Source organism: Syntrophotaleaceae bacterium (genome assembly GCA_041390365.1).
Lineage (GTDB): Bacteria > Desulfobacterota > Desulfuromonadia > Desulfuromonadales > Syntrophotaleaceae > JAWKQB01.
Genome location: JAWKQB010000002.1, coordinates 628,770 through 652,679 on the forward strand (window position 1 = coordinate 628,770; position 23,910 = coordinate 652,679).

29 protein-coding genes are annotated in these 23,910 nt (G+C 55.8%); 15 read left to right on the forward strand and 14 right to left on the reverse strand.

Annotated features, from left to right (window positions below):
• Positions 1-36: 36 nt before the first annotated feature.
• The 8 genes from ffh to R2940_10180 all read left to right on the forward strand — a co-directional run bounded on the left by ffh (position 37) and on the right by R2940_10180 (position 5,317).
• Complete coding sequence (gene ffh, locus R2940_10145; protein ID MEZ4600132.1) at positions 37-1,389, forward strand: signal recognition particle protein; 1,353 nt, start codon at positions 37-39, stop codon at positions 1,387-1,389.
• A 123-nt stretch (positions 1,390-1,512) separates the two neighbouring features.
• A complete protein-coding gene (gene rpsP / locus R2940_10150) occupies positions 1,513-1,773 on the forward strand; it encodes a 30S ribosomal protein S16 (protein ID MEZ4600133.1) in 261 nt (86 codons plus the stop codon).
• 200 nt (positions 1,774-1,973) lie between these two features.
• Entirely contained in the window at positions 1,974-2,207 is a 234-nt protein-coding gene (locus tag R2940_10155; protein MEZ4600134.1) for a KH domain-containing protein, read from the forward strand.
• Positions 2,208-2,226: 19 nt separating this feature from the next.
• Positions 2,227-2,766, forward strand: coding sequence for a ribosome maturation factor RimM (rimM, locus tag R2940_10160; protein MEZ4600135.1), 540 nt, complete (start codon positions 2,227-2,229; stop codon positions 2,764-2,766).
• Positions 2,756-3,490, forward strand: a complete 735-nt coding sequence (trmD, locus tag R2940_10165) for a tRNA (guanosine(37)-N1)-methyltransferase TrmD (GenBank protein ID MEZ4600136.1) — start codon at positions 2,756-2,758, stop codon at positions 3,488-3,490. Before rimM ends, trmD begins: the two co-directional genes overlap by 11 nt.
• The gene (locus R2940_10170; GenBank protein ID MEZ4600137.1) at positions 3,490-4,047 is read left to right on the forward strand and encodes an RNA methyltransferase; all 558 of its coding nucleotides are present in this window, start codon (positions 3,490-3,492) and stop codon (positions 4,045-4,047) included. Before trmD ends, R2940_10170 begins: the two co-directional genes overlap by 1 nt.
• Before the next feature lie 44 nt (positions 4,048-4,091).
• Complete coding sequence (gene rplS / locus R2940_10175) at positions 4,092-4,439, forward strand: 50S ribosomal protein L19 (GenBank protein ID MEZ4600138.1); 348 nt, start codon at positions 4,092-4,094, stop codon at positions 4,437-4,439.
• Positions 4,440-4,672: 233 nt separating this feature from the next.
• Positions 4,673-5,317 (forward strand): ribonuclease HII, encoded by a 645-nt coding sequence (locus R2940_10180; GenBank protein MEZ4600139.1) that lies wholly within the window; start codon positions 4,673-4,675, stop codon positions 5,315-5,317.
• A 32-nt stretch (positions 5,318-5,349) separates the two neighbouring features.
• Here the strand turns inward: R2940_10180 and R2940_10185 are convergent, their stop codons facing one another.
• Entirely contained in the window at positions 5,350-6,048 is a 699-nt protein-coding gene (locus R2940_10185) for an SDR family oxidoreductase (protein MEZ4600140.1), read from the reverse strand.
• A 168-nt stretch (positions 6,049-6,216) separates the two neighbouring features.
• Here R2940_10185 and R2940_10190 point away from each other — a divergent pair, with 168 nt between their 5' ends.
• From R2940_10190 to rsmI, 3 genes are all read left to right on the forward strand, one after another.
• Positions 6,217-6,585 carry a YraN family protein gene (locus R2940_10190; GenBank protein ID MEZ4600141.1) on the forward strand — a complete coding sequence of 123 codons (369 nt, stop codon included), beginning with the start codon at positions 6,217-6,219 and terminating at the stop codon, positions 6,583-6,585.
• Between the two features lie 207 nt (positions 6,586-6,792).
• Complete coding sequence (locus R2940_10195; protein MEZ4600142.1) at positions 6,793-8,757, forward strand: NAD(+) synthase; 1,965 nt, start codon at positions 6,793-6,795, stop codon at positions 8,755-8,757.
• Positions 8,741-9,601 (forward strand): 16S rRNA (cytidine(1402)-2'-O)-methyltransferase, encoded by an 861-nt coding sequence (rsmI, locus tag R2940_10200; GenBank protein MEZ4600143.1) that lies wholly within the window; start codon positions 8,741-8,743, stop codon positions 9,599-9,601. The genes R2940_10195 and rsmI overlap by 17 nt, the downstream gene beginning before the upstream one ends.
• 425 nt (positions 9,602-10,026) lie before the next feature.
• On the opposite strand, the gene R2940_10205 is transcribed toward rsmI, so the two are convergent.
• From R2940_10205 to R2940_10235, 7 genes are all read right to left on the reverse strand, one after another.
• On the reverse strand, positions 10,027-10,698 hold the full coding sequence (locus R2940_10205) for a 3'-5' exoribonuclease (GenBank protein ID MEZ4600144.1): 672 nt from the start codon (positions 10,696-10,698) through the stop codon (positions 10,027-10,029).
• A gap of 422 nt (positions 10,699-11,120) precedes the next feature.
• Positions 11,121-11,840, reverse strand: a complete 720-nt coding sequence (locus R2940_10210; protein MEZ4600145.1) for a hypothetical protein — start codon at positions 11,838-11,840, stop codon at positions 11,121-11,123.
• A 27-nt stretch (positions 11,841-11,867) separates the two neighbouring features.
• Positions 11,868-12,242 (reverse strand): hypothetical protein, encoded by a 375-nt coding sequence (locus R2940_10215; GenBank protein MEZ4600146.1) that lies wholly within the window; start codon positions 12,240-12,242, stop codon positions 11,868-11,870.
• On the reverse strand, positions 12,226-12,786 hold the full coding sequence (locus R2940_10220) for a hypothetical protein (protein MEZ4600147.1): 561 nt from the start codon (positions 12,784-12,786) through the stop codon (positions 12,226-12,228). Before R2940_10220 ends, R2940_10215 begins: the two co-directional genes overlap by 17 nt.
• Before the next feature lie 9 nt (positions 12,787-12,795).
• Positions 12,796-14,028, reverse strand: coding sequence for an MBL fold metallo-hydrolase (locus R2940_10225; GenBank protein ID MEZ4600148.1), 1,233 nt, complete (start codon positions 14,026-14,028; stop codon positions 12,796-12,798).
• Positions 14,025-14,504 (reverse strand): hypothetical protein, encoded by a 480-nt coding sequence (locus tag R2940_10230; protein MEZ4600149.1) that lies wholly within the window; start codon positions 14,502-14,504, stop codon positions 14,025-14,027. Before R2940_10230 ends, R2940_10225 begins: the two co-directional genes overlap by 4 nt.
• A gap of 66 nt (positions 14,505-14,570) precedes the next feature.
• Complete coding sequence (locus R2940_10235) at positions 14,571-14,852, reverse strand: hypothetical protein (GenBank protein MEZ4600150.1); 282 nt, start codon at positions 14,850-14,852, stop codon at positions 14,571-14,573.
• Between the two features lie 591 nt (positions 14,853-15,443).
• Between R2940_10235 and R2940_10240 the strand changes: the two genes are divergently transcribed.
• Complete coding sequence (locus R2940_10240; protein MEZ4600151.1) at positions 15,444-15,752, forward strand: transposase; 309 nt, start codon at positions 15,444-15,446, stop codon at positions 15,750-15,752.
• Positions 15,749-16,603 (forward strand): IS3 family transposase, encoded by an 855-nt coding sequence (locus tag R2940_10245; protein ID MEZ4600152.1) that lies wholly within the window; start codon positions 15,749-15,751, stop codon positions 16,601-16,603. The genes R2940_10240 and R2940_10245 overlap by 4 nt, the downstream gene beginning before the upstream one ends.
• A 492-nt stretch (positions 16,604-17,095) precedes the next feature.
• On the opposite strand, the gene R2940_10250 is transcribed toward R2940_10245, so the two are convergent.
• The 6 genes from R2940_10250 to ligA all read right to left on the reverse strand — a co-directional run bounded on the left by R2940_10250 (position 17,096) and on the right by ligA (position 21,748).
• Complete coding sequence (locus tag R2940_10250; GenBank protein ID MEZ4600153.1) at positions 17,096-17,482, reverse strand: type II toxin-antitoxin system VapC family toxin; 387 nt, start codon at positions 17,480-17,482, stop codon at positions 17,096-17,098.
• On the reverse strand, positions 17,482-17,715 hold the full coding sequence (locus tag R2940_10255) for a hypothetical protein (protein MEZ4600154.1): 234 nt from the start codon (positions 17,713-17,715) through the stop codon (positions 17,482-17,484). Before R2940_10255 ends, R2940_10250 begins: the two co-directional genes overlap by 1 nt.
• Before the next feature lie 99 nt (positions 17,716-17,814).
• Complete coding sequence (locus R2940_10260) at positions 17,815-18,027, reverse strand: hypothetical protein (protein ID MEZ4600155.1); 213 nt, start codon at positions 18,025-18,027, stop codon at positions 17,815-17,817.
• 212 nt (positions 18,028-18,239) lie between these two features.
• Complete coding sequence (locus R2940_10265) at positions 18,240-18,878, reverse strand: OsmC family protein (protein ID MEZ4600156.1); 639 nt, start codon at positions 18,876-18,878, stop codon at positions 18,240-18,242.
• Positions 18,879-19,458: 580 nt separating this feature from the next.
• Positions 19,459-19,737, reverse strand: coding sequence for an acylphosphatase (locus R2940_10270; GenBank protein ID MEZ4600157.1), 279 nt, complete (start codon positions 19,735-19,737; stop codon positions 19,459-19,461).
• The gene (gene ligA / locus R2940_10275; GenBank protein ID MEZ4600158.1) at positions 19,724-21,748 is read right to left on the reverse strand and encodes an NAD-dependent DNA ligase LigA; all 2,025 of its coding nucleotides are present in this window, start codon (positions 21,746-21,748) and stop codon (positions 19,724-19,726) included. Before ligA ends, R2940_10270 begins: the two co-directional genes overlap by 14 nt.
• A 246-nt stretch (positions 21,749-21,994) precedes the next feature.
• Here ligA and R2940_10280 point away from each other — a divergent pair, with 246 nt between their 5' ends.
• Both R2940_10280 and R2940_10285 read left to right on the forward strand, forming a co-directional pair.
• Positions 21,995-23,254, forward strand: a complete 1,260-nt coding sequence (locus R2940_10280) for a CNNM domain-containing protein (protein MEZ4600159.1) — start codon at positions 21,995-21,997, stop codon at positions 23,252-23,254.
• 200 nt (positions 23,255-23,454) lie between these two features.
• Positions 23,455-23,907, forward strand: a complete 453-nt coding sequence (locus tag R2940_10285; GenBank protein MEZ4600160.1) for a division/cell wall cluster transcriptional repressor MraZ — start codon at positions 23,455-23,457, stop codon at positions 23,905-23,907.
• Positions 23,908-23,910: the final 3 nt, after the last annotated feature.

The following is a 23,910-nucleotide window of genomic DNA, read 5'->3' on the forward strand; positions in this document are numbered from 1 at the left end:
CAATCCAGGGGTAGAAGTGCGCCCTGACGAGGAGCCATGTTCGATAATCTGTCCGAAAAACTCGATTCGGTTTTCAAGAAACTGCGCGGACACGGGCGGTTGACCGAGGAGAATATCAAGGAGACCATGCGGGAGGTCCGTCTGGTGCTTCTTGAGGCGGATGTCAATTTTAAAGTGGTCAAGGACTTCGTTGCCTCGGTACGGGAGCGCGCCGTCGGCCAGGAGGTTCTCAAAAGCCTCAATCCTGCCCAGCAGGTCATCAAGGTGGTGCGCGACGAACTGGGCCGGTTGATGGGAGAAGGGGAGGACAACAGCCTCGATCTGGCCGCCCGCCCGCCGGTACCGGTGATGCTGTGCGGCCTGCAGGGCGCCGGCAAAACCACCTCCTGCGCCAAACTGGCCCTGCAGTTGCGGCGCCGCAAGCGCAACCCACTGCTGGTGCCGGCCGACATTTACCGTCCGGCCGCCATCGATCAGCTCAAAACTCTGGGGCTTCAGCTGGGTATCGCGGTGTTCGATTCCCAGCCCGGCAAGGATCCTGTGCTGCTGTGCGAGGAGGCCCGCCGCTACGCCGAGCTGAACGGATACGATACCCTGATTCTCGATACCGCCGGTCGCCTGCACATCGACCAGGAGCTGATGGACGAGCTGGTGCGCATCAAGTCCTCGCTGCAGCCGCGGGAAATCCTGCTGGTGGCCGACGCCATGACCGGCCAGGATGCGGTCAACGTGGCCGAGAGCTTCGACCAGAAACTTTCGCTTACCGGCGTCATCCTGACCAAGCTCGACGGCGACGCCAGGGGCGGTGCGGCTCTGTCGATCCGGGCCGTAACCGGCAAGCCGATCAAGCTGGTCGGCATGGGCGAAAAGCTCGATGCCCTGGAAATCTTCCATCCGGACCGGATGGCCCAGCGCATCCTCGGCATGGGTGACGTGCTGTCCCTGATCGAAAAGGCCGAAGCGGCCATCGAACAGGAAGACGCCGTGCGCATGGAACAGCAGCTGCGGCAGGAGGGTTTCACTCTCGAAACGTTCCGCGACCAGTTGCAGACCATCAAGAAGATGGGTAATCTCGAATCGATTCTCAAGCTGATACCGGGAGCCGGCAAGGCCATGAAGCAGATGGGCGACATGCAGCTTCCGGACAAGGAGATGAAGAAGATCGAGGCGATCATCAATTCGATGACGCCGCGCGAGCGACGGGACCAGAGAATCCTCAACGGCTCCCGCAGACTGCGGATCGCCAAGGGCAGCGGAACGACGGTGCAGGATGTCAATCAGCTCATGAAGCGCTTCACCGAGGCCCAGAAGATGATGAAGAAAATGCAGAAAATGGGCCCCAAGGGAATGAAGAACCTGTTGGGACCCGGAGGGAAAAGGCCCTTCTGATTCGTCAGCTGATGGAGCTGAGCGGTATCAGCATTTTTTTTGTGGCAATAGGTTCTCTAAGCAAATAAGATATCGACATCGACAACGGGTTAGCCGTTGAGAAACATCCAGGAGGAACAGCAAATGGCAGTAAAGATCAGACTTGCCCGCGGTGGCGCCAAGAAGAAGCCTTTCTACCAGGTTGTGGTAGCGGACGAGCGTTTCCCGCGCGACGGTCGTTTTATTGAAAACCTCGGGCAGTACGATCCCCGTCAGAACCCGCCGATGCTCACCTTGAGTGAAGACCGGGCGATCGACTGGCTGCAGAAGGGCGCGCAGCCGACGGAAACTGTCCGTCGCCTGCTGCGCAGCAGCGGTGTCTGGGCCAAGTTCAAGCAGGGCTGAAAAGCCCGGCGGATTCCGTTCCTGACGGAATGGAACCGCGCCTTATCCTGAAACATTTAATTTTTGCCCTGGCAGGGAACATGGAATCCTCATAGATATCCTGTTTTGCAGCCGGGGCGAAAACGTGTTTTCGGGATGAGGTTGCGACAATTTGGCAGCCGTGGCGGGAGCATTTCAGACCACAGGAAAAGGAATGATCTATGAAAGAACTCATCGAATTCATTGCCAAGTCCCTGGTAGAAAATCCCGAAGCGGTAACCGTTAGTGAGGAAGAAGGGGAGGATGGAGGGATCCTTCTGAAACTTGCGGCGGCACCCGAGGACATGGGCCGGATCATAGGCAAGCAGGGGCGGACGGCCAAGGCCATGCGTACCCTCCTCAATGCCAAGGCCACCCGTGAATCCAAGCGGGCCACGCTGCAGATCATGGAATGAGGCGATTGATTTCGGAGTGATGAACAGAAACGGTGTCGAGCCTGTGCTTCTCGGCGTGGTGATCGGTACCCACGGTTTGCGCGGCGATCTCAAAGTGCGCGCCCTCTCTCCGGATTTCAACCTGCTGCTGGACGTCAAGCGCGTCCTCCTCCGCCAGGGCAGCAAACCGGATGCGGTTTGCGGAGTGCGGCGGTCGACGGTTCACAAGGGAAACCTCATCCTCTTGCGGCTGGCCGAGTTCGAAACGGTTGAAGAAGCCGAATGGCTGAACGGAGCCGAAGTTCTGGCATATCGCGAAGATCTGCCCGCACCGGTCGACGGAAAGCGGTTCTGGTTCCAGCTGCAGGGTTTGACCGCAATTGACCGGCAGCTGGGGGAGCTGGGCGTTCTGGAGGACCTGTTCCAGACGGGTGCCCATGACATTTATGTCGTTCAGGGCCCCTACGGCGAGGTCATGATCCCCGCCGTGCCGCAGTTTATTGTGGAGGTCGATGAGGAACAGGGACGGATCCTGTTCGATCTACCCGAGGGGCTGGTTCCGAAAAACGATGATCTTTGATCTATTGACCCTGTTCCCCGGTCTGTGCCTGTCCCCTTTCGCCGACAGTATCCTCGGCAAGGCGACGGACAGGGGTCTGATCCGGATAAATGCCCATAATCTGCGGGACTGGGCCGAAGGGCGGCATCGGGTGACCGACGATACGCCCTACGGCGGCGGTGACGGCATGGTGCTCAAACCGGAACCGGTGGCCAGGGCTCTGGCCGAACTGAAAAAGCTTTCTCCGCCGGCAAGAGTGCTGCTCATGACCCCTCAGGGGCAGCCTTTTCGCCAACGGGATGCGGCCCGACTGGCTGCACAAGACCGTTTGATTTTCGTCTGCGGACGGTATGAAGGTTTCGACGAGCGGATTCGCCCCATGGCCGACGAGGAGTTTTCCCTCGGGGATTTTATTCTGACCGGCGGCGAGCTCGCGGCCATGGTGATGATCGATGCCATTGCCCGGCTGGTTCCCGGGGTGCTCGGCTCCAGCGGCAGCGCCGAAAGCGATTCCTTCTCCGACGGGTTGCTGGAGTATCCCCACTACACCCGGCCGGCCGAATTTCAGGGGATGAAAGTTCCCGAGGTCCTGCTCTCCGGCAATCATGCCGCGATCGCTCGCTGGCGGCGCCGCGAGCAGCTCCGTCGGACGCTGCAGCGGCGGCCCGATCTGCTGGAAGAGGCGCGGCTGAGTGAAGAAGATCTGGCCCTGCTGGAGGGCGTAAAACGGGAAGAGGGTCAGTAATGCAGTCCGTTGCCCTGGCGCTGGTGCACCATCCTGTCGTCGACCGGCGGGGAGATCTGGTCACCACGGCGGTGACCAATCTGGACATTCATGATCTGGCCCGCACCGCCAGGACCTACGGGGTCAAACGCTTTTACCTAGTTACGCCGCTCGAGGAACAGCAGCGGCTGGTGGAGCGCATCATCGGTCATTGGCGGGAAGGTCACGGTGCCGGCTACAATCCGGATCGGGCCGAGGCTTTCAGTCTGGCGGTTACCGTAGCCACACTGGAAGATGCTTTGAAGGACTGGGAGGCTTTGACCGGCCGGCCGGTCATGCCGATTCTGACCAGCGCCGCCCGGAGCGACGGTATTTCCTGGCGCGACTGCCGGCAAATCGCCGCCGCAAGGGATATCCTGCTGGTGTTCGGCACCGGCTGGGGTTTGGCCCCGGAACTCTTCGAGCGCGGCTGGACCGTTCTGGAGCCCGTGGCCGGGACAGGCGAATACAATCATTTACCGGTTCGCGCCGCGGCTGCCATCATTCTCGATCGGCTGTTGGGCCGGCCGGAGCGATAACGACTAAAACCGAACCCGAAACGTCTCGGTAAGAGGAGGAAGATATGAACGTCATTGACCGTCTGGAAATGGAACAGATCAAAAAGAACATCCCCATGTTCAAGGCCGGGGATACCCTGAAGGTGCACGTCAAAATCGTCGAAGGGGACAAACAGCGTATCCAGGTCTTTCAGGGTGTCTGCATCAAGCGGATGAACAATGGCCTTGGCTCCACCTTCACGGTGCGCAAGATTTCCGGCGGCGTCGGCGTCGAGCGTGTTTTCCCCCTGCACTCGCCCTCTATCGACAAGATCGAGGTGCTGCAGGTCGGCCAGGTCCGCCGGGCCAAGCTCTACTACCTGCGGAAACTGCAGGGCAAGGCGGCCCGGATTCGCGAAAAGCGCAACATCTGATCCCTGTTTTCCTCATTGCCAAAAAACGGCCCCGGCATTTCTGCCGGGGCCGTTTGAAATTTGATGGCGTCGCAAAAACTCCGTCCTACGGCGTTACGGCGTTTTTTCAGGACCTCGACATACCTGATGTATGCCTTCGCCCCTGAAAAACCACCAAGCCTTGTAGGACGAAATTTTTGCTTAGCCATCCTACAAGTTTTTGCAAATGCATCAAATTTGGGAGGGGCTTCATCGTGACCCTGGACCTTTTCCCCGAGCAGGAACAGCACCCCCTGTTTTTTGAAACCCGCCTGAAAGGTCAGGGCTACCGATACATCGCCGGTGTTGATGAGGCGGGTCGTGGTCCCCTGGCCGGTCCGGTCGTGGCTGCGGCCGTCATCCTGCCGGAAGGATTCGATCTTCCAGGTCTGGACGATTCGAAAAAACTTTCAGAAAAGGTTCGGGAAGAGCTCTACCCGGAAATTCGGCGCCAGGCGTACGCCTTCGGCATCGGCGTGGCTTCGCCCGCCGAGATCGACCGGATCAATATTCTGCAGGCCACGCTTCTGGCCATGGGCCGCGCCATTGATCGGATGCGGACGCGCCCCGACTACCTGCTGATCGACGGAATTACTCCGATCCCCCTGCCTCTGCCTCAGAAAACCCTAAAAAAAGGAGATCATCTCTCCCTGTCCATCGCCGCCGCTTCCATCCTGGCCAAAGTGGTTCGCGACCGGTTGATGACGTTTTTCGATCGTCGTTACCCCGGGTACGGTTTCGCCGGACATAAAGGCTACTGCTGTAAACAGCACTTCCAGGCCATTGCCGAGCTGGGTCCCTGCCCCATCCATCGCACCACCTTCAGCGGGGTGAGGGAGTACCTCCCGCCCCTAATTTAATCGGTATCGGCATCGGGGTGTCCCCCATATTTTCACCAGGGTCGCACCTTCCCGGCGAAATCAAAAAATCTGCCGTTGTCCTCCGGACCCAGTTTTTCGAGAACCCGCTGCAGGCCGGCGGCGCTTTCGTCGGGAGAGACCGGGGCCGATGCTCCGCCCATGTCGGTAGCCACCCAGCCGGGGTGGAGCAGCACCGTGATGATCCCCCGTGAACGGAGATCCAGGGCCAGGCTGCGGCCGACCATGTGCACGGCCGATTTCGAACTGCGATAGATGTACTGACCTCCCGAGGTGTTTTCCTCCATGCTGCCCATGACGCTGCCCATGATCGCGATGACCCCGCGTCTGCTCCGGGCGACGTGTTCGACGAAGGCTTCAGCCATTTTCAGGGGCGCGATGGTATTGACCCTGAAGGTTTGCAGCCAGGCTTCGGTGTCCACACCCCCGAAGGATTGACGGTCACCACCATTTATGCCGGCGTTGTTGAAAAGGATGTCGATGGTTTCACCCTTCAGTTCCTCTGCAAGGCTCCGAATCCCCTGCTCGTTTGCGACATCCAGGGCGTGAACCGTCAAACCCCCGGAAGATTCGGCGCTCATCTTTTGCAATTTTTCCGCTTCCTCCGGGTTTCGGCAACAGGCCAGCACCCGCCACCCCTCCGCGGCATACCGCCGCGCCAATGCCAGGCCGATGCCCCGGTTGGCGCCGCTGATCAGTATCGTTCCGGTCATGTTGGTCTCCTTTTTGTCCGTCGTTTTGGTCTCTTCATCTTCCTGTTTACCAGATACTGAGGGCGGTTTTTTCGAAAAAGTGAAAAAAATTGACAGCTTTTCCGGCCAGGGGGTATAAATTGAAACCTTGACAGGGACGGATTTGATGAACGAGAACCCGGAGGGCCCTTGACCGAAGAGCGACAGACCCTGGGGAAGTGGGGAGAGGAGCAGGCGGTCCGGTTTCTGCGCAGCCAGGGACTGAAAATTGTCGATCGCAACCTGCGGACCCCTGTCGGCGAGATCGACATCATTGCCCGTCACCGGAAGACTCTGGTTTTCATCGAGGTGAAAACCCGTCGAGGCAGCGCTTTCGGCGCCCCGCAGGAAGCGGTGGGAGCCTTCAAACAGCGTCAGATTCTGCGGGCCGCCAGCTGGTATCTCAACGAGCGCCGCCTGCGGGATCTGCAGCCGCGATTCGACGTGATCGCCATCCGCTGCATCGGGGACGAGGCGAGGATCGAACATATAGCGGATGCCTTCGGGGCGGATGGTTGAATACACCAGCTTATTATCGCAAGTTTTTAGGAATAAAAAGGCAGACTCGCGCAAAGGACGCAAAGGTCGCAAAGAAAACGAGAAATCCGAATTTAAGGTTTCCTTGGCGCCCTTTGCGGCCTTGAGTGAGCCAAGCGAACGGGCGCGAGATCGGGTTGTGATTTCAGGTCTTACCTGATTATCAAGAGTCCCTGGAGGATAAAGAGCATGCAGAGCAGGTTGTCATCTCACGGGTTTGTCCGGATCGGCGTGGTCACCCCCGAGCATAGGGTTGCTGATATCGATTTCAACTGCGACCGGATCCGGCAGGTGGTGGAAGAGAACGACAACTGCCGTTTTTTCCTGTTCCCCGAACTGTGCGTCACCGCCTATACCTGCGGCGATCTGTTTTTTCAGTCGCTGCTGATTTCCCGGGCGCGCAGGGCATTGCTCGACCTGGCCGAATTCAGCGGCATGCGGCAGGTGACGCTGGTGGTCGGAGCCCCCGTCGCCCAGGGAGGAAGACTGTTCAATTGCGCGGTCTTCATCTCCTGCGGAAGTATTCTCGGCATCGTCCCGAAGATTTTTCTCCCCAATACCAACGAGTTTTACGAAGAGCGATGGTTCTCCTCGGGTCTGGACCGCACCGCCGACCATGTCGAATGGGATGGAACAAAAATCCCCTTCGGCGAGGATCTGCTGTTTCGCGCCGAGGAGCTTCCGGACTGCATCTTCGGCATCGAAATCTGCGAGGATCTCTGGGTGGCCGACCCGCCCAGCGGCCGCATGGCCGGACGGGGCGCCACCGTTCTGCTCAACCCTTCCGCCAGCCCCGAAATTCTGGGCAAGATGGAATATCGCCGGGAACTGGTGCGGAATCAGTCGGGCCGCTGCCTGGCGGCCTACCTCTACGCTTCCGCCGGTCCAGGCGAATCCAGCACCGACCTGGTCTATTCGGGCCATTCACTGATTGCCGAAAATGGTGCTCTTATGGCCGAAACCAGACGTTTCGAGTTCGGCACTCAGTTTATCTATGCCGATATCGACATCGAGCGGCTGATCAACGAGCGGCACAAAAACAACAGTTTCGGTGCTTCGGGAGGTGAAAAGGCCTACCGGCTGATCGATTTTCCCCTGCCCGAAGTCACCAGCGCCACCCTGCGCCGTTTCGTCCCCACCACCCCCTTCGTGCCTCCTGCCGAGGAGGAGCGGGCCCATCGCTGCCACGAAATCTTTTCCATCCAGACCACCGGCCTGGCCAAGCGCCTGCGCCATGTCGGAACCCGTCGCGCGGTCCTCGGCATCTCCGGGGGACTCGATTCAACCCTGGCCCTGCTGGTGACGGTCAAAGCCTTCGACAAACTCGGCTATGACCGCTCGGGTATCGAAGCCATCACCATGCCCGGTTTCGGCACCACCTCCCGCACCCGTTCCAACGCCGAGCGCCTGGCCGAGCATCTCGGTGTGAGCCTGCGGGTGATTTCCATCGATGCCGCGGTGCGTCAACACTTTGCCGATATCGGCCACGACGAGCAGGTTCACGATGTTACCTATGAAAATGCTCAGGCCCGGGAGCGGACCCAGATTTTGATGAACGTCGCCAACCAGGTCGGCGGGCTGCTGATCGGCACCGGCGACCTGTCCGAACTGGCTCTCGGCTGGTGCACCTACAATGCCGACCACATGTCCATGTACGGTGTCAATTCCGGTGTACCCAAGACCCTGGTCCGCTACCTGGTGGCCTGGTGTGCCGAAGCCGAATTCACCGGGGAGGCGGCCGAAATCCTGTTCGATGTCTGCGACACGCCGGTCTCCCCCGAACTGCTGCCGCCCCATGAAAACGGCGAGATCAAGCAGCGCACCGAGGACAAGGTGGGGCCCTACCTGCTGCACGATTTTTTCCTTTTCCACTGTGTGCGGCTGCAGTTCGGTCCGCGCAAGATCTTTTTCCTGGCCCGTCATGCCTTCGCCGGCAGCTTTGCTGACGACATCCTCATCAAATGGCTCAAAATCTTTTACCGCCGCTTCTTCATGCAGCAGTTCAAGAGATCCTGTCTGCCCGACGGCCCCAAGGTCGGCAGTGTGGTGCTTACCCCCAGGGGCGACTGGCGCATGCCGAGCGATGCGGGCGTGGCGCTGTGGCTGAAGGAACTGGACGAACTGGAGGCGGAGAACCTTGAAGGACGGTCGTGAAGGTGCCGGGCGACCCGGCACTCTGTATCTCGTCGCCACTCCCATCGGCAATCTCGAAGACCTGACCTTTCGCGCCCTGCGTATTCTGCGGGAAGTGGACCTGGTTGCCGCAGAGGATACCCGGCACAGCCGCAAGCTGTTTTCCCATTACGGCATCAAGACGCCGCTGACCAGCTATTTTCAGCATAATGAAGCCGCCAAAGGGGAAACCCTGGTTCGAACCCTGCTCGACGGCCGTTCCGTGGCCCTGATCTCCGATGCCGGTACCCCGGCCATTTCCGATCCAGGGTTCGATCTGGTGCGGCGCTGTCTGGAAGAAGGGATCCCCGTCTCAGCCGTCCCCGGTCCATCGGCTCTGATCGCCGCCCTCTCCATGGCCGGCCTGCCGACGGAGCGTTTCGCTTTCGAGGGTTTTCTACCGGCCAAGGCGGGCGCCCGACGCAAGGCGCTGGCGTCATTGATTTCAGAAAGCCGGACCACGGTTTTTTACGAAGCGCCTCACCGGCTGGCAGCAACCCTTCGCGATCTCGCAGAAGAACTCGGCCAAGACCGACCGGTCGCCGTAGTACGGGAGTTGACCAAGGTTCACGAAGAACTGTTTCGCGGAACGGCGGCCGAAGCCTGCGAACATTTTCGGGACAAGGTCAAAGGCGAGATCGTTCTGCTGATCGGGCCGGCTGCTGAAAAGCCGCCGGAAGAGACCGTCCTCGAAGCGTTGCGCCGTTTACGGCAAGAGACCGTTCTGCCGATGCGGGAGATCGTCAAGCAGGTAGCCAGAGAACATGGTCTGTCCGGCAGCGAGGTCTACAAAGAGAGTTTGGCCCTGCGGGATGAGGAGGAGTGAAGCTACTTGGCGATCGAGCTCTTGCCATTCCCTTGGCATCTGCCCCCTGTCTGATAAATCCATAAGTGGAATAGGATTATATTCTGGAACAACATATAGGAAGGGCCCACTTCGGAAATCCGAGTGGGCCTTTCGAATAACTTGGAAATGGTGCAATTTAAGAAAGTCCCACTTCGATTTTCGACGCTGCATTCTCATCACATACCTTTGAAGAACCCTTTGGGCGGCAGTTCAGATAAGAGCATCGAGGTAATTTGACCTTCAAATTTAAAAATGACTATCATGTCACTGCCAAATTCCTGCATGACCTGCCGGCAGGATCCACACGGAGGATAAAGGCGAGCTTTATTTTGTCCGCGTGATCAGAAAGAGCCTTCCGCAGTACATCCGCCAAGCTTCCCAATATGGGTTCTTGCAAAAAAATATTACATGAGTTCAGCCAGGCAACCAATTCGCAATGCCCGCGCATCATCAAGCGCATGGTGCAATTGAAGACCTCCACTGTGGTCGGCTAAGTCTGGAACACGTTTAAACCTTAACCGTCGATCAATCAGCGTATGAAACATATCCTTGTCATAAAATGAATCCACACAGATAGTGATATCCCCAGCAAAACCATCCAGCCAAGCGGTCAGGTCAGAAGCAACCTGATTTCGCGACTGCGCCTGCTCCCCAGTCAGTATTGACTCGGGCCGTAGCCCTTTTAGCGGCTTGGCCAGATAGGGATCTTCTCTTACATAGAGACCGGAGATGTCCTGACCTGACAAGAATCTGAGATGATCCATCAACGCAGAATCGGCCTCAAGATGCTGATTGAGCATCGCTTCCTTCTGCTCCGACAACTGCCTACAGCCGGAAGCCGTCTCATGTCGAATCAAATCAAGGGTGCTCTGCAACCTCCCATATAGCACGTTGCCAGCCTTCCCTTTTGACAGCCACGGCAGGACCCACCCCAGCACGAATAGACTGCAACCTGCCAAGGTCCAGGTGTCTTTCAACTCACGATAAAACTCCTGGCCATCTTCAGACACCATGCCGATGCTGATTAATTGCGGACGTACGAGACAGGTGAACTCTGTATCCAGAAAAAATCTCAACGCATAACACTTTCATCATCAAAAATCGCAGCAAGGGCTTCGGGGCTGGTCGTGTAATGCATATCCCTCTTCCATTTCACTTCGCAGCCATCGAGATCAAAGAAGTCGACAATCAGCTCTTTGCACCTATCGCTGAACAGGGTCGCGTTGAGCAGGTCGGGGCAATTCTCTTCCCCTGCTGAAACCCTAGCAGAATGACCGAAGATCTTTTCTTTGTAGAGAAGATTCCTAACTTAGGTGCCATTCAGCCCTTGTCCAGGAAGAGTTTCAACTTTTGCTCTTTGACATCGATAGTAGCCATCACATACGCGAGATCGGAGCTGGAAGACCTGGGGGTGCCTCCGGCTAAATGTGGAGGGCGGGTGCCACTGATCAGACTCTGCCTGCACAACGGGGTCGAGCCATTGGTTCAGGTTACAACATCAAGATGAAAATACGATTTCTCCTCTGTCGTTATAATCAATTTCGAGACCGTTTGGACCCTGCTTCTCTTTGTACCGGACCTCTTCAATCCCCCCGTGCCAGTCTTTTCTTGTTATTCCATTCACATCTGGCCAAACAATCATCTTGCGCACCTGCCCGTTCCAAACCTTTTCCGGCGCAAGAAGAGAAACTAGTTGGTTGAAAAAATGCTGTTTGCTTTCAATTACCTCACAAAAAGCCTCGACCTGCCCCTCAAGGGTTTTCTTATGACGCGAGGACTTGAGTTCGATGACAACAAGACGCCCTGCATAATCGATGGCAAGAATATCATTGACGATCTTTCCCCGCTCCTGAAAGGCCAGTTCTGAAGTTAGAAAAGTCAATCCATCAAAAAATGGAAGCTGGTGTTTGTGGTTGATGGCATAATCAATAATCCATGCTTGCAATTCCTTTTCTCTCGTCTTCCTAGAGCCCCCCGCTTCAATTTTCTCTTTTTTGTCCGACAGCAGCGGGTCGATTTTCTCGTGCAAAAATCGCCTTCCTTGTTCTTTGCTAGTAAAGCCGCCTTTTCCCTGCTCTGGGGTATCTTTGGCAAGACTGATCAATGAAAACGAGCCGACATTCCCCCTGAAGTGGAGTTTATTTGCGTTAAGCCGATCTTTACATTCCTCGTTCAGTTCTTTAGCCATTCTAAAATATTTCATAGTGTCTTCTGCCATCTCTCCCTCCTGTGAATTCTAAGGTGTTTACTCCAAATAATCTCGGTTGCATCTAGCACATTGGTAATGCTCGTCTCTCTTCAATTCTATGGGGACGCCGGCAAGGCCGAAGTACTCGATGATAGCCTGCCTGTTTCCGGCAGTTAAGCAACCATCCATATACAGTCGAAATTGTCGTTTCGTCAGAAAATAAACCACTCTTCCGCGCGGGTAGTAGTCGTAGGCGTGGCCCTTGAGCAAGCGTTCCGCATCAGTTTGCGGTTTCAAGTGGAGCCAGAAATCGTAATGGCCGCCATATTGAAGGGCGTCGCCGTACGGTTCGGCCTCGGAGAGCGGCACCGCCTCAGCGACAACCGTCTCCCCGACGCACCAGAACATGCCGACCTTAGCATCCGGAGTCATAGCCCTGGCCGCCTCCCATCAAAGAACCTTGACCTAGGCACTCCAGGAATTCAATGGTTGTCTCCTGAATGGCATGGTTTTCCCGGATCGCGGATTCGGCGATCCCCAGACAGAGTTCATCGTCAAAATAATGCGGGATCTGCAAAAAGAGATGTATTGCCGAATTCCTGATTCCGCTGTTCCGGTGCCGCAGCAGCGGCAGCAGTTCTTCCAGATCATCCCGATAAAGGAAGCCGCATTGCGTTGTTTGAATCTCCTCGATCAAGGTGCTGCGGACCTTGCTGTCCGGGTCGGCAATCATTCTCCATGTGGCAAGCAGTTCCTTGCGCTCAAGATCGTCGTAAAGTGACCGATTGATCAGAATCTTGATGGCCAATGCCCGTACCTTTGCATCTGTGTCGCCTAAAGCGGGCAGAACGGATCTAACCGGAAAAATATCCCAGTCGTCCATATCCTGATACCACATTTCCAGCAATTCTCGCTTTTCCGCAGTAGTACCTTCGGCAAGCGTCGTCCGAAGCGTTTCTAGATCCAATCGCACCATTTTTGCCTCTCAGACCTCCAGGGTCTCCCCATCCTGAAGAACGACAACGATCTCCCGAAACAGGTCTCGATAAGAATCTCCATTTTCCGTATGTATGGGCACGAGTCGCTTCGGCTGTAACGCCGCGACCAACCCTTCCAGGTCACCACGCACCGCGTGCCCGCTGGTATGGATTTCACGGAATTCCACTTTCGGATGCTGCTTGATGCTTTGATATTTGGGCTCCTTCAGATACCCCGACCACATCGAGTAGACCACTCCGCAATGCTCCAGCTTGTCCAAAAGATCCGCAAAGTAGCTGATTTTGAGGAAATAGCGGGAAGGCTGCGCAACGATTTCGGCGGTGGGGATCATGGTGTCCGATCGAAAAATGTCCCGCACAAAAGCGCCGAAAAAATTCCGGTTTTCTGCGAGCTTCTGGTAATGCGCCCCGGCGGTAATTCCCTTGGTCAGAACTCTGATGTTCCTGGAGGTGCCAATGTCCGGAATGGAAGGGAATCGGTCAGCAACAGTGCGCAGGATGTAGGCTGTGTAGATGTCGGTCACGAACACGCGATTGGCTTTTAGACAGGCCGAGAAGGCAGCACAGAGGCGGTCGATATGCTGCCCCGAGCAGATCAGAAAGCAGGCCTGGCCCTCGAACTCGCGCAGAGCCTCCAGCATCCCCTTCTCGACCGCGTCTTCAGTCGGGTAGGCATCGTTGTCGCGCCCCATCATCGTCCCTTCCATGAGGAGCAGATCGATGTCGCGTGGCGGGTCGGCGAGAAACCAGTCGAAAGCTTTTTTCCGCCGGCCGTGCGCTCGAAAATCGCCGCTATAATAGATTCGCCTTCCTTCGGCTTCGACCAAAAGGCCAAAGGCATCGACGCAGGAGTGGTCCATCAGGTAGGGCCTGATCCGAAAGTCCGGACTCAACTCGACCCATTCACGGTTGCGCAAGGGGCTCAAGGTGTGGTTCAGGAACGGCTTGCCGAGAAAGAGACGGGTAGTGGCAATGAGCTGGCTGGCTGTCTCACCGATATGCACGGTCTTGTCAGGGGGAAGATTCTCGATCAAGCCGAAATGATCCTGGTGGGGATGGCTGATAAAAACGTCGCTGAAATCGAGGTTCGTCAGATCGATATGGCTAGGGCTGTCGTCCAGCGGGGAGCCGGCATCGAGCAGAATGGAACGGTTTCCCGATGCGATCTGGATGCAGGTGCCACCGATTTCCCGGGTTCCGCGGTGAACGGTAAGTTTCATGATTTTTCCTTCTGATGCCGCAAGTCAAACCCAAAGGCGGTGACCGCAAAGCTCCGTTTCGGGCCATCTACGGAAGGTTTTCCCAGAAACTCCCTCGTTTCCAACCGCATCTGAACGTCACATCCCGGTTTGCCGGCTGCGAGAAAAAGACTTTCCTTCAAGTCTGACCAGATTGCCTTAGGCAGTATTAGCAAACCTGCCAGTAGCGTGGGAATGCCGAGATCCTCCAAATCGTCAATCAAGCTGAGTTGCCATGGGTTAGCAATCTCGTCGTCAGCTTGAAATTCGTCACCAAGGAGGGTCAACTCAAGGGGCAAGGGGGCCACAAAGTCGGCGAAAAGTGAGTTGGTGATCCCGGATAGCTGCAGCATCCGGGCAGGTCCCTCGTCAGCGGCACCCGGACAGGGACAATCGCAGGCCCAGCGCCACTGTTTGACATCGGCGTAGAGGTAATGGCTGGTTTCTGACAACGTCATGGGCAACTCTTTCCCAGGCTGGCCTATATATACCAGCAATATGCGACAGATCACGTCGCATTCGTTTTATCCCCTGTTCAACTCCCTATAACGCCCCTTGGCCTCCTCATAGCTAATTCCAAGCAGAATCAAGAGGCGTTCAATGGTATCGGCGCAGTTGTATTCATCGAAGGTCGGTTGCTCCGGGAAATCGAAGCCGTTGTTGATTTCATGTACGCATCCAAGGCAAACATGGGTCTCTGCCAAGTCATCCCAAACAAAACTTTCGTCGATATGGCTCGGGCAAAGCGGGCAACGATACCCTGCTGGTATTTCCGGGTGGGGCGACTCTTTCAGGTTTTTTTGCATGATTCCCTCATCGAAAAAGTATTTACAGCACTCTATATATTCGATTGAGGCGGCGAGAAGTTTCCGAAAAATCGCAATTATAATATTATTTTTTGTTGATTAACCTACTATTTACGGCACTTCATCTTTAAAATTGAATAGTTGCAGAAGTGTGTAGTTGATGGCTAGTTTTCTGGAAAAGGAAGGCGATGTTGTAAGTCGTGCGGAGACATCAGCAGCCAGAAATGCAATATGTCTGATGAGTCAGCTCAGTTTCTGTGAAACTACTCACGGAACAAGTTGCCACCGAATCCTGCATATCCTGGTTCGCGATATGCTCCTTGAAATCCTTTGGGGTGGAATCTGTGGGAGTCCTGACATGAGCCCCCAAGGGGACGTTGGTAAGTTATGTAAGTTATGGGACAATCTTCTAAATCACTTGCCAAGTTTTTCTACTGTCCGAGAAATCGTTCCGCATTGTTCTGAGAAATAGAATACGTCGGGCGATGGATTTCCTGCGAAAAAGGGCCATTCACCTGGAGCCCCCAAGGGTGAGCTATCTTCGCTTTTGAGGACACACCGTGTATCCTAACGAGACTTGGAGGTGTGTTCATGCAAGCGAAGCGACAGTACGATCCAGAGTTCAAGCGGGAAGCAGTCCGTCTGGTTGTTGAAGAGGGCCTTCGGGTTCGCGAGGTCGAGAGGAACCTTGGGATCACCCACGGCGTTCTAAAAGGCTGGGTGCAGAAGCACCATGACCACCAGGATGCCGCCTTTAACGGGCAACTTGATCCAGAATCACCGGAAGCGGCGCTGAAACGGCTGCGCAAAGAGAATGAGCAGCTTCGGCGCGAACGCGACATTTTAAAAAAAGCAGTGGCCATCTTCTCAACGGACCCAAATCGATATTCGGGTTCATAACCGAGCACCGCTCCGAATTCGGAGTGGAGGAGATGTGCCGAGTTCTTGGGGTGACTCGGAGTTGGTATTACGCGCATCTGAAGCGCGGGGAAACCCAGCGACCGCGTGAAGATCAGGTGTTGCTGACCAGCATCAAAACGGCCTTTGAAGAGAGTGACCAGACCTATGGTGCCGGTAGGATCGTTCAGGAACTGCGGGATCAAGGGACTCCCGTAGGCAAGAATCGTGTCTGGCGCCTGATGCGGGAAAACGCTCTGCAAGTGAAGACCACCCGGCGGTTCAAGGTCACGACCAATTCCGATCATAAGCGGCCGGTAGCACCGAATCTGGTGCAACGTGAGTTCTGTGCCGATGGTCCTGATCGGCTCTGGACCGGAGACATCACGTACATCTGGACAAACGAAGGGTGGATGTATCTGGCGGTGGTTCTGGAGGTCTTCTCTCGCCGGATTGTGGGCTGGAGTATGAACCGGCGCATGACGGATGATTTGGTGATTGCGGCCTTTAAAAATGCCCTGGTGAGACGGCGGCCCCGGCCGGGATTTGTCTTTCATACGGACCGCGGCTCGCAGTATTGCAGTAAGAGGTTCCGGGCGCTGGTCAAGGGCGCCGGAGGGTTGCAGAGTATGAGCGCCACGGGGTGTTGCTATGACAACGCAATCACGGAATCTTTTTTCGGAACTTTGAAAAGAGAGCTGATCCATCACGTTTCTTTCTTGACCCGGCAACAAGCACAAAGCCGAATATTTCGTTACATCGAAGGATTCTACAACCGCAAAAGGCGGCACTCCGCCATTGGGTATCTGTCTCCTGAGCGTTTTGAACAGGAGCATTTCAAAATGGCGGCTTAGGGAATTTCTCGTGTCCTCTATTGCGAAGACAGGTCAGGGGACGTTGGTAAGTTATGTAAGTTATGGGACAATCTCCTAAATCACTTGCCAAGTTTTTCTACTGTCCGAGAAATCGTTCCGCATTGTTCTGAGAAATAGAATACGTCGGGCGATGGATTTCCAACAATCCCTAACTTTCCTAACTTTCACTTTCCTAGCTTTCCTAACTTTCCTAGCTTTCCTAACTTTCCTAACTTTCCTAACTTTCCTAACTTTCCTAACTTTCCTAACTTTCCTAACTTTTCTGGCCTACAAGAAAACCCGGCTGGCGAAAAAGGTGGATCTTCGTGTCTGTCGGACAGCGCTATAGGAGAAAAGCCTGCCACATTTACATCAAGGGGTTCCATTCATGTTTTGATAAAATAAAAAGCCCCAGATTCCGCAATGGGTTCTGGGGTTTTATGTCGTCGACCCATAACAGAAGCAATTTCGGTCTTGAGGGGGTGGCACACCTCACTCTTCTGGATTCCGACTGCGAACATTGTAGAGGCCTATATTTTCATCAGAAGTCATCAGAATAAGGCCTTCTGCCTGAGCCTGAGCTACCAGCATTCGATCAAACGGATCGCGATGGTGTGCGGGAAGACTTCCAGCTAATTGCCCATGGTAAAGACTGATCGGAAGCTTGCTGAAACCCTCATCTTCGACAATGGAGTCCATGTCCTCCGGGGCATCCAGTTTTCCAAGAGCTTTTTTAATCGAAATTTCCCATGTTGTCGCGGCGCTGACAAAAACCTCGTTTCTCTGATCGGAAATAAGCTCCTTGCACCGTGCACCTAGTTCTGGCGAATCGTTGAGCCACCAGAGAAAAACATGGGTATCGAGCAGGAAGCGCTGCATCAGTTTTTCCCTTCAAACGCATCAACAACTTCCTCAGGCGTCTGGTCAAAGTCATCCGAAATACGAATCATCCCTTTGAAACGCCCAGGTTTACGCTGAAACCGTCCTTCTTTGTGGGGTAGAAGGTCAAGATAGGGTTTCCCGGCTTTAGCAATGATGACGGTTTCCCCTTCCCAAACTTTTTCTGCCAAAGCCGATAGATTGCTTTTCGCTTCATGCATGTTCACTTTCATGGCATCCCCTTTTTAGCTAAGTTTAGCTAAGTTGATGGTAGCCATTCGGGGCATCTCTGTCAAGAAGGAAGAAATACAGTGCGGCAGGCCGGACGATTTTCACTTGCGCCCTCGCGCCTTGGCGATCGTCTCCCCGGTTTCAGCCTGCTTGAGGCCGGCCGCCTTGGCGTCACGCCGGGCCTTAACAATAAGGGCATCAAACTCCTTTAGGGATGGTGGTGAGATCACCTTCAGGATGACGACGTCATCCTCTCCGATAACGACGAACTGAGTTCCGGTTTCGAGATTGTGCCGCTTTCGCACTTGGGGCAAGAGGGGGCTTGAAAGTTGTCCCAGATTACTGGCCAGGTCAGAAGGGAAGAATAAACCCGAACCTTAACATCCCCGGTGCCTAGGAAAGCCTTGCCGATTAAGGCGGGCCTTTCGCAAGTGCAGCTTGTTATCTTTCCACCGCGGGAAGGAATCCTTCAAGGAATTGGTTTTCGATGCCATTGAAGTCAGTTGCGGTCCGTTGCTTCTGCTTCTCAATGTCTCCTGTTTTTTGAAATCGAGGAGGTAGAAACTACTTGCGAACACGCATGTGGCAAGCAGATCAGGTTGTAGACCGCTGATCTTTTCATCGATTCTTCCAAATAGGAAATGTCTTCTTGGGTGACATTCTCGCCTTCGATAATCAGTTCCACTTCCATTTTTCCAAACTGGTCCTGGAGTTTTCCGTTGGCTTCGGGATTTTGCAGGTGCAGAAAAACATACGGATTCCATGAGATGCGGACACGAACTTCCTGATGATGTAAGCAGAGCCCACGTTTCAGAGCGCTGGCAGAGACTGCGGCATTCAAACATCCTGTCAATGCCGCGAGCACAATTTCTGTTGGTTCAGGCCGGTCTGTTGGGGCCGTGAAGCCCAGAGCCTCCTCTACCTCCTTGTGAGCACCAATGTGGTAAACGTATTCACGGGCCGCCCTGTCTATCCGTTGCCCACCGAGCGTGTAGGGCCCTGTTTTAGCCGTGGTATGCACTACGCGGCCCTCGCTAGCACCGGTCGCTTCAAATTCGAATTGTACAGCCTCAGGATTCGTTTTTGCGAAACGGCTAAACTTCTCGAAGGTTTCGATATTCAGTCCACTTTTCAAGGAACGGTCGAGCCGGGTTTGGTTTTCCATTTGTCTCTCCTTTTATTGCGTCAAGTGTCCTTGTTTTTTTCCTGCAAACCATTCTATCAGTCTTTCCGGAATTAAACCGATGTCCTCAATCAAGGCCGCCAGTCGACTTCCTGCCGCAAGGGCTCCTTGATTATCTGGGGACTGTGACAGGAGCATTTCCAAATGCCCTTATCTGCGCAAAAGAACCACTTCATCAGATGAAAGTGGTCTGGAAAGGTCCCCTTACCCCAAACCGTCAAGGGGTGTCACAATGAAATTAGATTATTTCACGTTATCAATTGTTTTTTTGCTGACTCTTGGTTGCGCTCCCGCAAATCCTCTTGCCAAACTGACTGAATCCAGAAGCAACTTTTTTTTAATATGGAAATTATTGACGTATCAGATTTAGAAAATATGGAATACGAGCAATTGGGGGCTGTACCGGAGTCGATTGCGAAAAGCTATGGGGGATGGACGATATCCTGGCGAAGCCGATCAGAATGAAGATTTCATTTGCCGCTATGGAGATCCCCGAGGAGCGATTTGGGGTCTATCTGACGGCCTGTCAGCATAAATGTGGCGTTTCGATTTCCTTGGGTCTTCAGAACCTTACTTCGAACCCGTCGAACTCGTCCCTGTAGTCCTGATGTTCGATGTCCAGGTTGTCGACCCGGCTGCCGGAGGGACCCTGGCGCAGGGCGGAGAGGGCTGATTCCACATCCGCCCGGGGGCCTTCGATGATCGCCTCGACGGCACCGTCGGAACGGTTTCTGACCCAGCCGGTGAGCTCCAGGGACTGGGCGGTGCGGCGGGTGAAATAGCGAAATCCGACCCCCTGGACCATGCCCTCGATCCTCACTGCCACTCTAATCCTGTCCATTTTCGCCCATCCTTTCCAGCATCTGACCGAACTCTTCCTCGCTGAGTATGGTGATGCCCAGTTCTCTTGCCCGGTCGAGCTTGCTCCCGGCGTCGCTGCCCGCGACCACGTAATCGGTTTTTTTGCTGACCGATCCGGCGGCCCGGCCGCCGAGACGCTCTACCAGGTCCTGGGCTTCCTTGCGTTTGAATTGTACCAGGCTGCCGGTGAATACGAAACTTTTGCCGCTCAGGGGTCCGCCGGCGCGACGGACTTCCACCTTGGGAGAAACGCCGAGTGCGGCCAGTTCCTCCAGAATCTGCCGGTTGCGCTCCTTGGCGAAGAAGTCCGTTACGCTGTCGGCGACCTGGGGGCCGACCTCGTGGATGGCCATCAACTGATCGCGATCGGCCGAAATCAGCTCCTCCAGGGAACCGAACTGGCGGGCCAGTAGCCGGGCCAGATGCTCGCCGACATGACGGATGCCCAGGGCGTAGAGCAGGCGTTCCAGAGGGCGCTGTTTACTCGCCTCGATGGCCTGCAGCAGGTTTTGGGTGGATTTTTCTCCCATGCGTTCGCAGGCCAGCAGATCCTCTTTGTCCAAACGGTACAGATCGACGATGCTATGTACCATATCCCGCTGCAGGAGTTGCTCAAGGGTTTTTTCCCCGAGGCCGTCGATATCCATGGCCCGGCGCGAGACGAAATGCTTGAGGGCCTCCAGAACCCGGGCCGGGCAGGAGAGTTCCTGGCAGCGGGGGACGACTTCCCCTTCGAGCTTGACGACCGGACCGCCGCAGACCGGGCAGGTTTCCGGCAGAGGAACAATCTTTTCCTTGCCGGTCCGTTTTTCGGTCAGAACCCGGACTACATCCGGAATGACGTCTCCGGCCCGTTCCACGACCACCTGGTCGCCGATGCGCACATCGAGACGCTCCATTTCATCCCAGTTGTGCAGGCTGGCGCGGGAGACGGTCACACCGCTGACTTCCACCGGCCGCAGCCGGGCAACAGGGGTGATGGCACCGGTGCGGCCGACCTGGAGGAGAATGTCCTCGACCACGGTGATGGCCTGGCGAGGGGCGAATTTCCAGGCGATGGCCCAACGGGGGGTCCGGGTTTTTTCACCCAACTCCCGCTGCAGGTCGAGACTGTCGACCTTGACCACCATGCCGTCGATTTCGAAAGGCAGCTCTTCACGAATGGCTTCCAGTTGACGGAAACAGGTGATGACCTCTTCGATGCCTCGGGCTCTTTGAATTCTGTCCAGATGAACCCGCAGGCCCCATTGGCGAAGCCGGTTCAACACTTCGTAATGGCTGGAAGGCATGGCGCCTTCCGTCAGACCGACTCCGTAGCAGCTGATCTGCAGGGGGCGTTTGGCGGTAATGCCGGAATCGAGTTGCCGCAGGCTGCCCGCGGAGGCGTTGCGGGGATTGGCGAACACCGGCTGCCCTTCCTCTTCCCGCTCCCGATTGAAAGCCTGGAAGGCCGCGAGGTCCATGTAGACCTCGCCGCGAACCTCCAGCAGCGAAGGACAGCCCTCGGCCAGAACCAGGGGAACCGTGGCTATGGTCTTGAGGTTTTCGGTGATCTTTTCGCCGGTGATGCCGTCGCCGCGGGTGGAGCCGAGTTCGAGCCGGCCTTTCCGATAGACGAGTTCCACCGCCACGCCGTCCATCTTCGGTTCACAGACATAATCGATCGATTCCTGCCGGGCCAGAAACCGCCGGATCCGCTCGTCGAACTCACGCATCTCCTTTTCGTCGAAGGCGTTTTCGAGGGAGAGCATCGGCAGGCTGTGCCGGATGGAGGTGAATTTCTCCAGCGGCGGCGCGCCGATCCGCTGGGAAGGGGAGGTGGGGGTGACCAGCTCGGGAAACCGCTCTTCGATTGTCTGCAGCTCCCGGAACATTTGGTCGTATTCGGCATCGGATACTTCCGGCCGATCGTAGACGTAGTAGAGGGTGTTGTGACGGTGGAGTTCGGCGCTGAGTTCCTTGTGGCGGGCGGCAGCCTGTTCTTTGTTCATCGGATATCCTTCGTTGTTTTGGCAGATGGAATGCCTTATAGCATATGGTGGAAGGATGATAAAGAGCATTGGCCCGATCCTATCCAAATCGAAATCGAAATCGGGATCGGGATCGGGATCGGGATGGCTTTTGATCTTGCCTTTGCCCCTCACCCCTCACTCAATTAAAGAAAGATTGTTTTTGCTCCCCCCTTCAAGTAAACTCCGGGGGCAAAAGATTAGAGAAAAAAGTATAAGGAGAACCGGATGTTCGATAATCCGTATCTGTATTTTGCCGTTCTGGGCGGGCTGATATTACTGTCGGCTTTTTTCTCCGGATCAGAAACGGCCCTATTGAGCCTGGATACCCTGCGCATCAAGTATCTGGTGCATAAAAAACGGCGGGGAGCCCAGCAGCTGGAGGCCATCCGGCAGCATCCCGACCAGTTGCTCAGCGCCATTCTCATCGGCAACAACCTGGTCAACATTGCCGCGTCGGTTTTCGCCACAGCACTTTTTGTGCAGCTGTTCGGCGATCATGGTGAACTGGTGACCATTCTCCTGCTGACCCCGGTCATCCTGATCCTGGCCGAAATTGCTCCCAAGACCTTTGCCGCCCATAATCCCGAGCGGGTTTCATTTCTGGTCCTCGGTCCGATCCGCATGGTGATGCTGCTGCTCAAGCCGCTGATCTGGGTGGTGACGGGCATCTCCAGGCTGATGACCCGCTTCACCAGCAGTGAAGCCGAACGGGGCCTGATTTCGGAAGACGAAATCCGGGCCATGATCTCGGTCGGAGAGGCCTCCGGGGTGGTCGGGCGGGACAAGCGCCGCATGCTGCACGGCATTTTCGACCTGTCCCAGATCCGCGCCCGTGATGTCATGATTCCCCGCACGGAAGTGGTCGGCATCGAGGTCTCCACCCCCTTTGCCGAAGCCCTGGAGATCGCACAGCAGGCCCGGCATTCGCGCTTTCCCGTTTATGAGGGAAGTCTGGACGAGGTGGTAGGGGTCATCCATAGCAAGGATATCCTCAAGTTTGTCGGCCGCCCGGAGGAGTTTTCTCTGCGGGATGAGGCGAGACCGCCCTATTTCGTGCCCGAATCGAAACGCATCAATACCCTGCTGCAGTCCTTTCGCCAAAAACACATCCATCTGGCGATGGTGGTGGACGAGTATGGCGGGGTCGAGGGGATCGTGACCCTGGAGGACATCGTCGAGGAGATCGTCGGCGACATCCAGGACGAATACGATACCGAAGAGGTGCTGATCCGGGAAATGTCCTTCGGCCGCTACATGGTCGACGGCAGCGTCTCGCTGCGCGTCATCAATCAGAAATTCGGCTTGCAACTGTCCGAGGAACATGCCAACACCCTGGCCGGATTTCTGCTTCATTGCCTCGGCAGCATTCCCCGACAGGGGGATTGCTGTGAGGCCCAGGGCGTGTCCTTCACCGTCCGGCGGGTGGTCGATCGCCGTGTGGAAGGGATTGAGATGGTCCTGCCCGACACGTCCCCCCGCGCCTGACCCACCGCAGGTCCCTGCCGACCCTCATCCCCACAAAATGTCCCCCGTGCGCAGCCCTCCCAAAGGAGGGCTTTTTGCGTTTTTCCCACTTTTCTAAACCCTTAAAAAATTAGAAAAATCACCTTGACACAGGCGTGGCGCGCCGCTATAGTTTGGCAAAAGGTGGGGAATGGTGTTAAATTTGGCCAGGATGGCTACGGATGAACTTCCAGGGGGAATTCAACAACGCGATCGACGCCAAAGGCAGGGCGAGCATTCCGGCTCGATTCCGGGAAATACTGGCCCAGCAATATGGCGACGAGCGTCTCATCGTGACCCAGAACAGGGGAGGGCTGGTCGCCTTTCCCGTCCCTGAATGGGATAAGTTTCTGGAGAACGTCCAAAAAATGCCCCCCGGCCAGGCAAGGGAAGATGTCAATCTGACCCTTATTTCTCCGGCCGTAGCCTGTACTTTCGACAAGCAGGGCCGCATTCAGCTGAGCAAGGCATTGCGCGATTACTCCGGTCTGGACGGAGATGTCCGGGAAATCGTGGTGGTCGGTTCCTTCAACAAGATACTGGTCTGGAACCGGGCCAAACACGCCGAAATGCGCAGAAGTGCCGAGGCGCGGCTCGAATCGGATCCTCAGACCCTCTTCGATCTGGGATTCTGATTT

Bases quoted from the DNA above. Each gene is read 5' to 3' on its own strand.
- ffh (MEZ4600132.1), top strand. From the start codon at position 37: ATGTTCGATAATCTGTCCGAAAAACTCGATTCGGTTTTCAAGAAACTG.
- rpsP (MEZ4600133.1), top strand. From the start codon at position 1,513: ATGGCAGTAAAGATCAGACTTGCCCGCGGTGGCGCCAAGAAGAAGCCT.
- R2940_10155 (MEZ4600134.1), top strand. From the start codon at position 1,974: ATGAAAGAACTCATCGAATTCATTGCCAAGTCCCTGGTAGAAAATCCC.
- rimM (MEZ4600135.1), top strand. From the start codon at position 2,227: ATGAACAGAAACGGTGTCGAGCCTGTGCTTCTCGGCGTGGTGATCGGT.
- trmD (MEZ4600136.1), top strand. From the start codon at position 2,756: ATGATCTTTGATCTATTGACCCTGTTCCCCGGTCTGTGCCTGTCCCCT.
- R2940_10170 (MEZ4600137.1), top strand. From the start codon at position 3,490: ATGCAGTCCGTTGCCCTGGCGCTGGTGCACCATCCTGTCGTCGACCGG.
- rplS (MEZ4600138.1), top strand. From the start codon at position 4,092: ATGAACGTCATTGACCGTCTGGAAATGGAACAGATCAAAAAGAACATC.
- R2940_10185 (MEZ4600140.1), bottom strand. From the start codon at position 6,048: ATGACCGGAACGATACTGATCAGCGGCGCCAACCGGGGCATCGGCCTG.
- R2940_10195 (MEZ4600142.1), top strand. From the start codon at position 6,793: ATGCAGAGCAGGTTGTCATCTCACGGGTTTGTCCGGATCGGCGTGGTC.
- R2940_10210 (MEZ4600145.1), bottom strand. From the start codon at position 11,840: ATGGCAGAAGACACTATGAAATATTTTAGAATGGCTAAAGAACTGAAC.
- R2940_10215 (MEZ4600146.1), bottom strand. From the start codon at position 12,242: ATGACTCCGGATGCTAAGGTCGGCATGTTCTGGTGCGTCGGGGAGACG.
- R2940_10220 (MEZ4600147.1), bottom strand. From the start codon at position 12,786: ATGGTGCGATTGGATCTAGAAACGCTTCGGACGACGCTTGCCGAAGGT.
- R2940_10225 (MEZ4600148.1), bottom strand. From the start codon at position 14,028: ATGAAACTTACCGTTCACCGCGGAACCCGGGAAATCGGTGGCACCTGC.
- R2940_10230 (MEZ4600149.1), bottom strand. From the start codon at position 14,504: ATGACGTTGTCAGAAACCAGCCATTACCTCTACGCCGATGTCAAACAG.
- R2940_10235 (MEZ4600150.1), bottom strand. From the start codon at position 14,852: ATGCAAAAAAACCTGAAAGAGTCGCCCCACCCGGAAATACCAGCAGGG.
- R2940_10240 (MEZ4600151.1), top strand. From the start codon at position 15,444: ATGCAAGCGAAGCGACAGTACGATCCAGAGTTCAAGCGGGAAGCAGTC.
- R2940_10250 (MEZ4600153.1), bottom strand. From the start codon at position 17,482: ATGCAGCGCTTCCTGCTCGATACCCATGTTTTTCTCTGGTGGCTCAAC.
- R2940_10255 (MEZ4600154.1), bottom strand. From the start codon at position 17,715: ATGAAAGTGAACATGCATGAAGCGAAAAGCAATCTATCGGCTTTGGCA.
- R2940_10265 (MEZ4600156.1), bottom strand. From the start codon at position 18,878: ATGGAAAACCAAACCCGGCTCGACCGTTCCTTGAAAAGTGGACTGAAT.
- R2940_10270 (MEZ4600157.1), bottom strand. From the start codon at position 19,737: ATGGACAGGATTAGAGTGGCAGTGAGGATCGAGGGCATGGTCCAGGGG.
- ligA (MEZ4600158.1), bottom strand. From the start codon at position 21,748: ATGAACAAAGAACAGGCTGCCGCCCGCCACAAGGAACTCAGCGCCGAA.
- R2940_10280 (MEZ4600159.1), top strand. From the start codon at position 21,995: ATGTTCGATAATCCGTATCTGTATTTTGCCGTTCTGGGCGGGCTGATA.
- R2940_10285 (MEZ4600160.1), top strand. From the start codon at position 23,455: ATGAACTTCCAGGGGGAATTCAACAACGCGATCGACGCCAAAGGCAGG.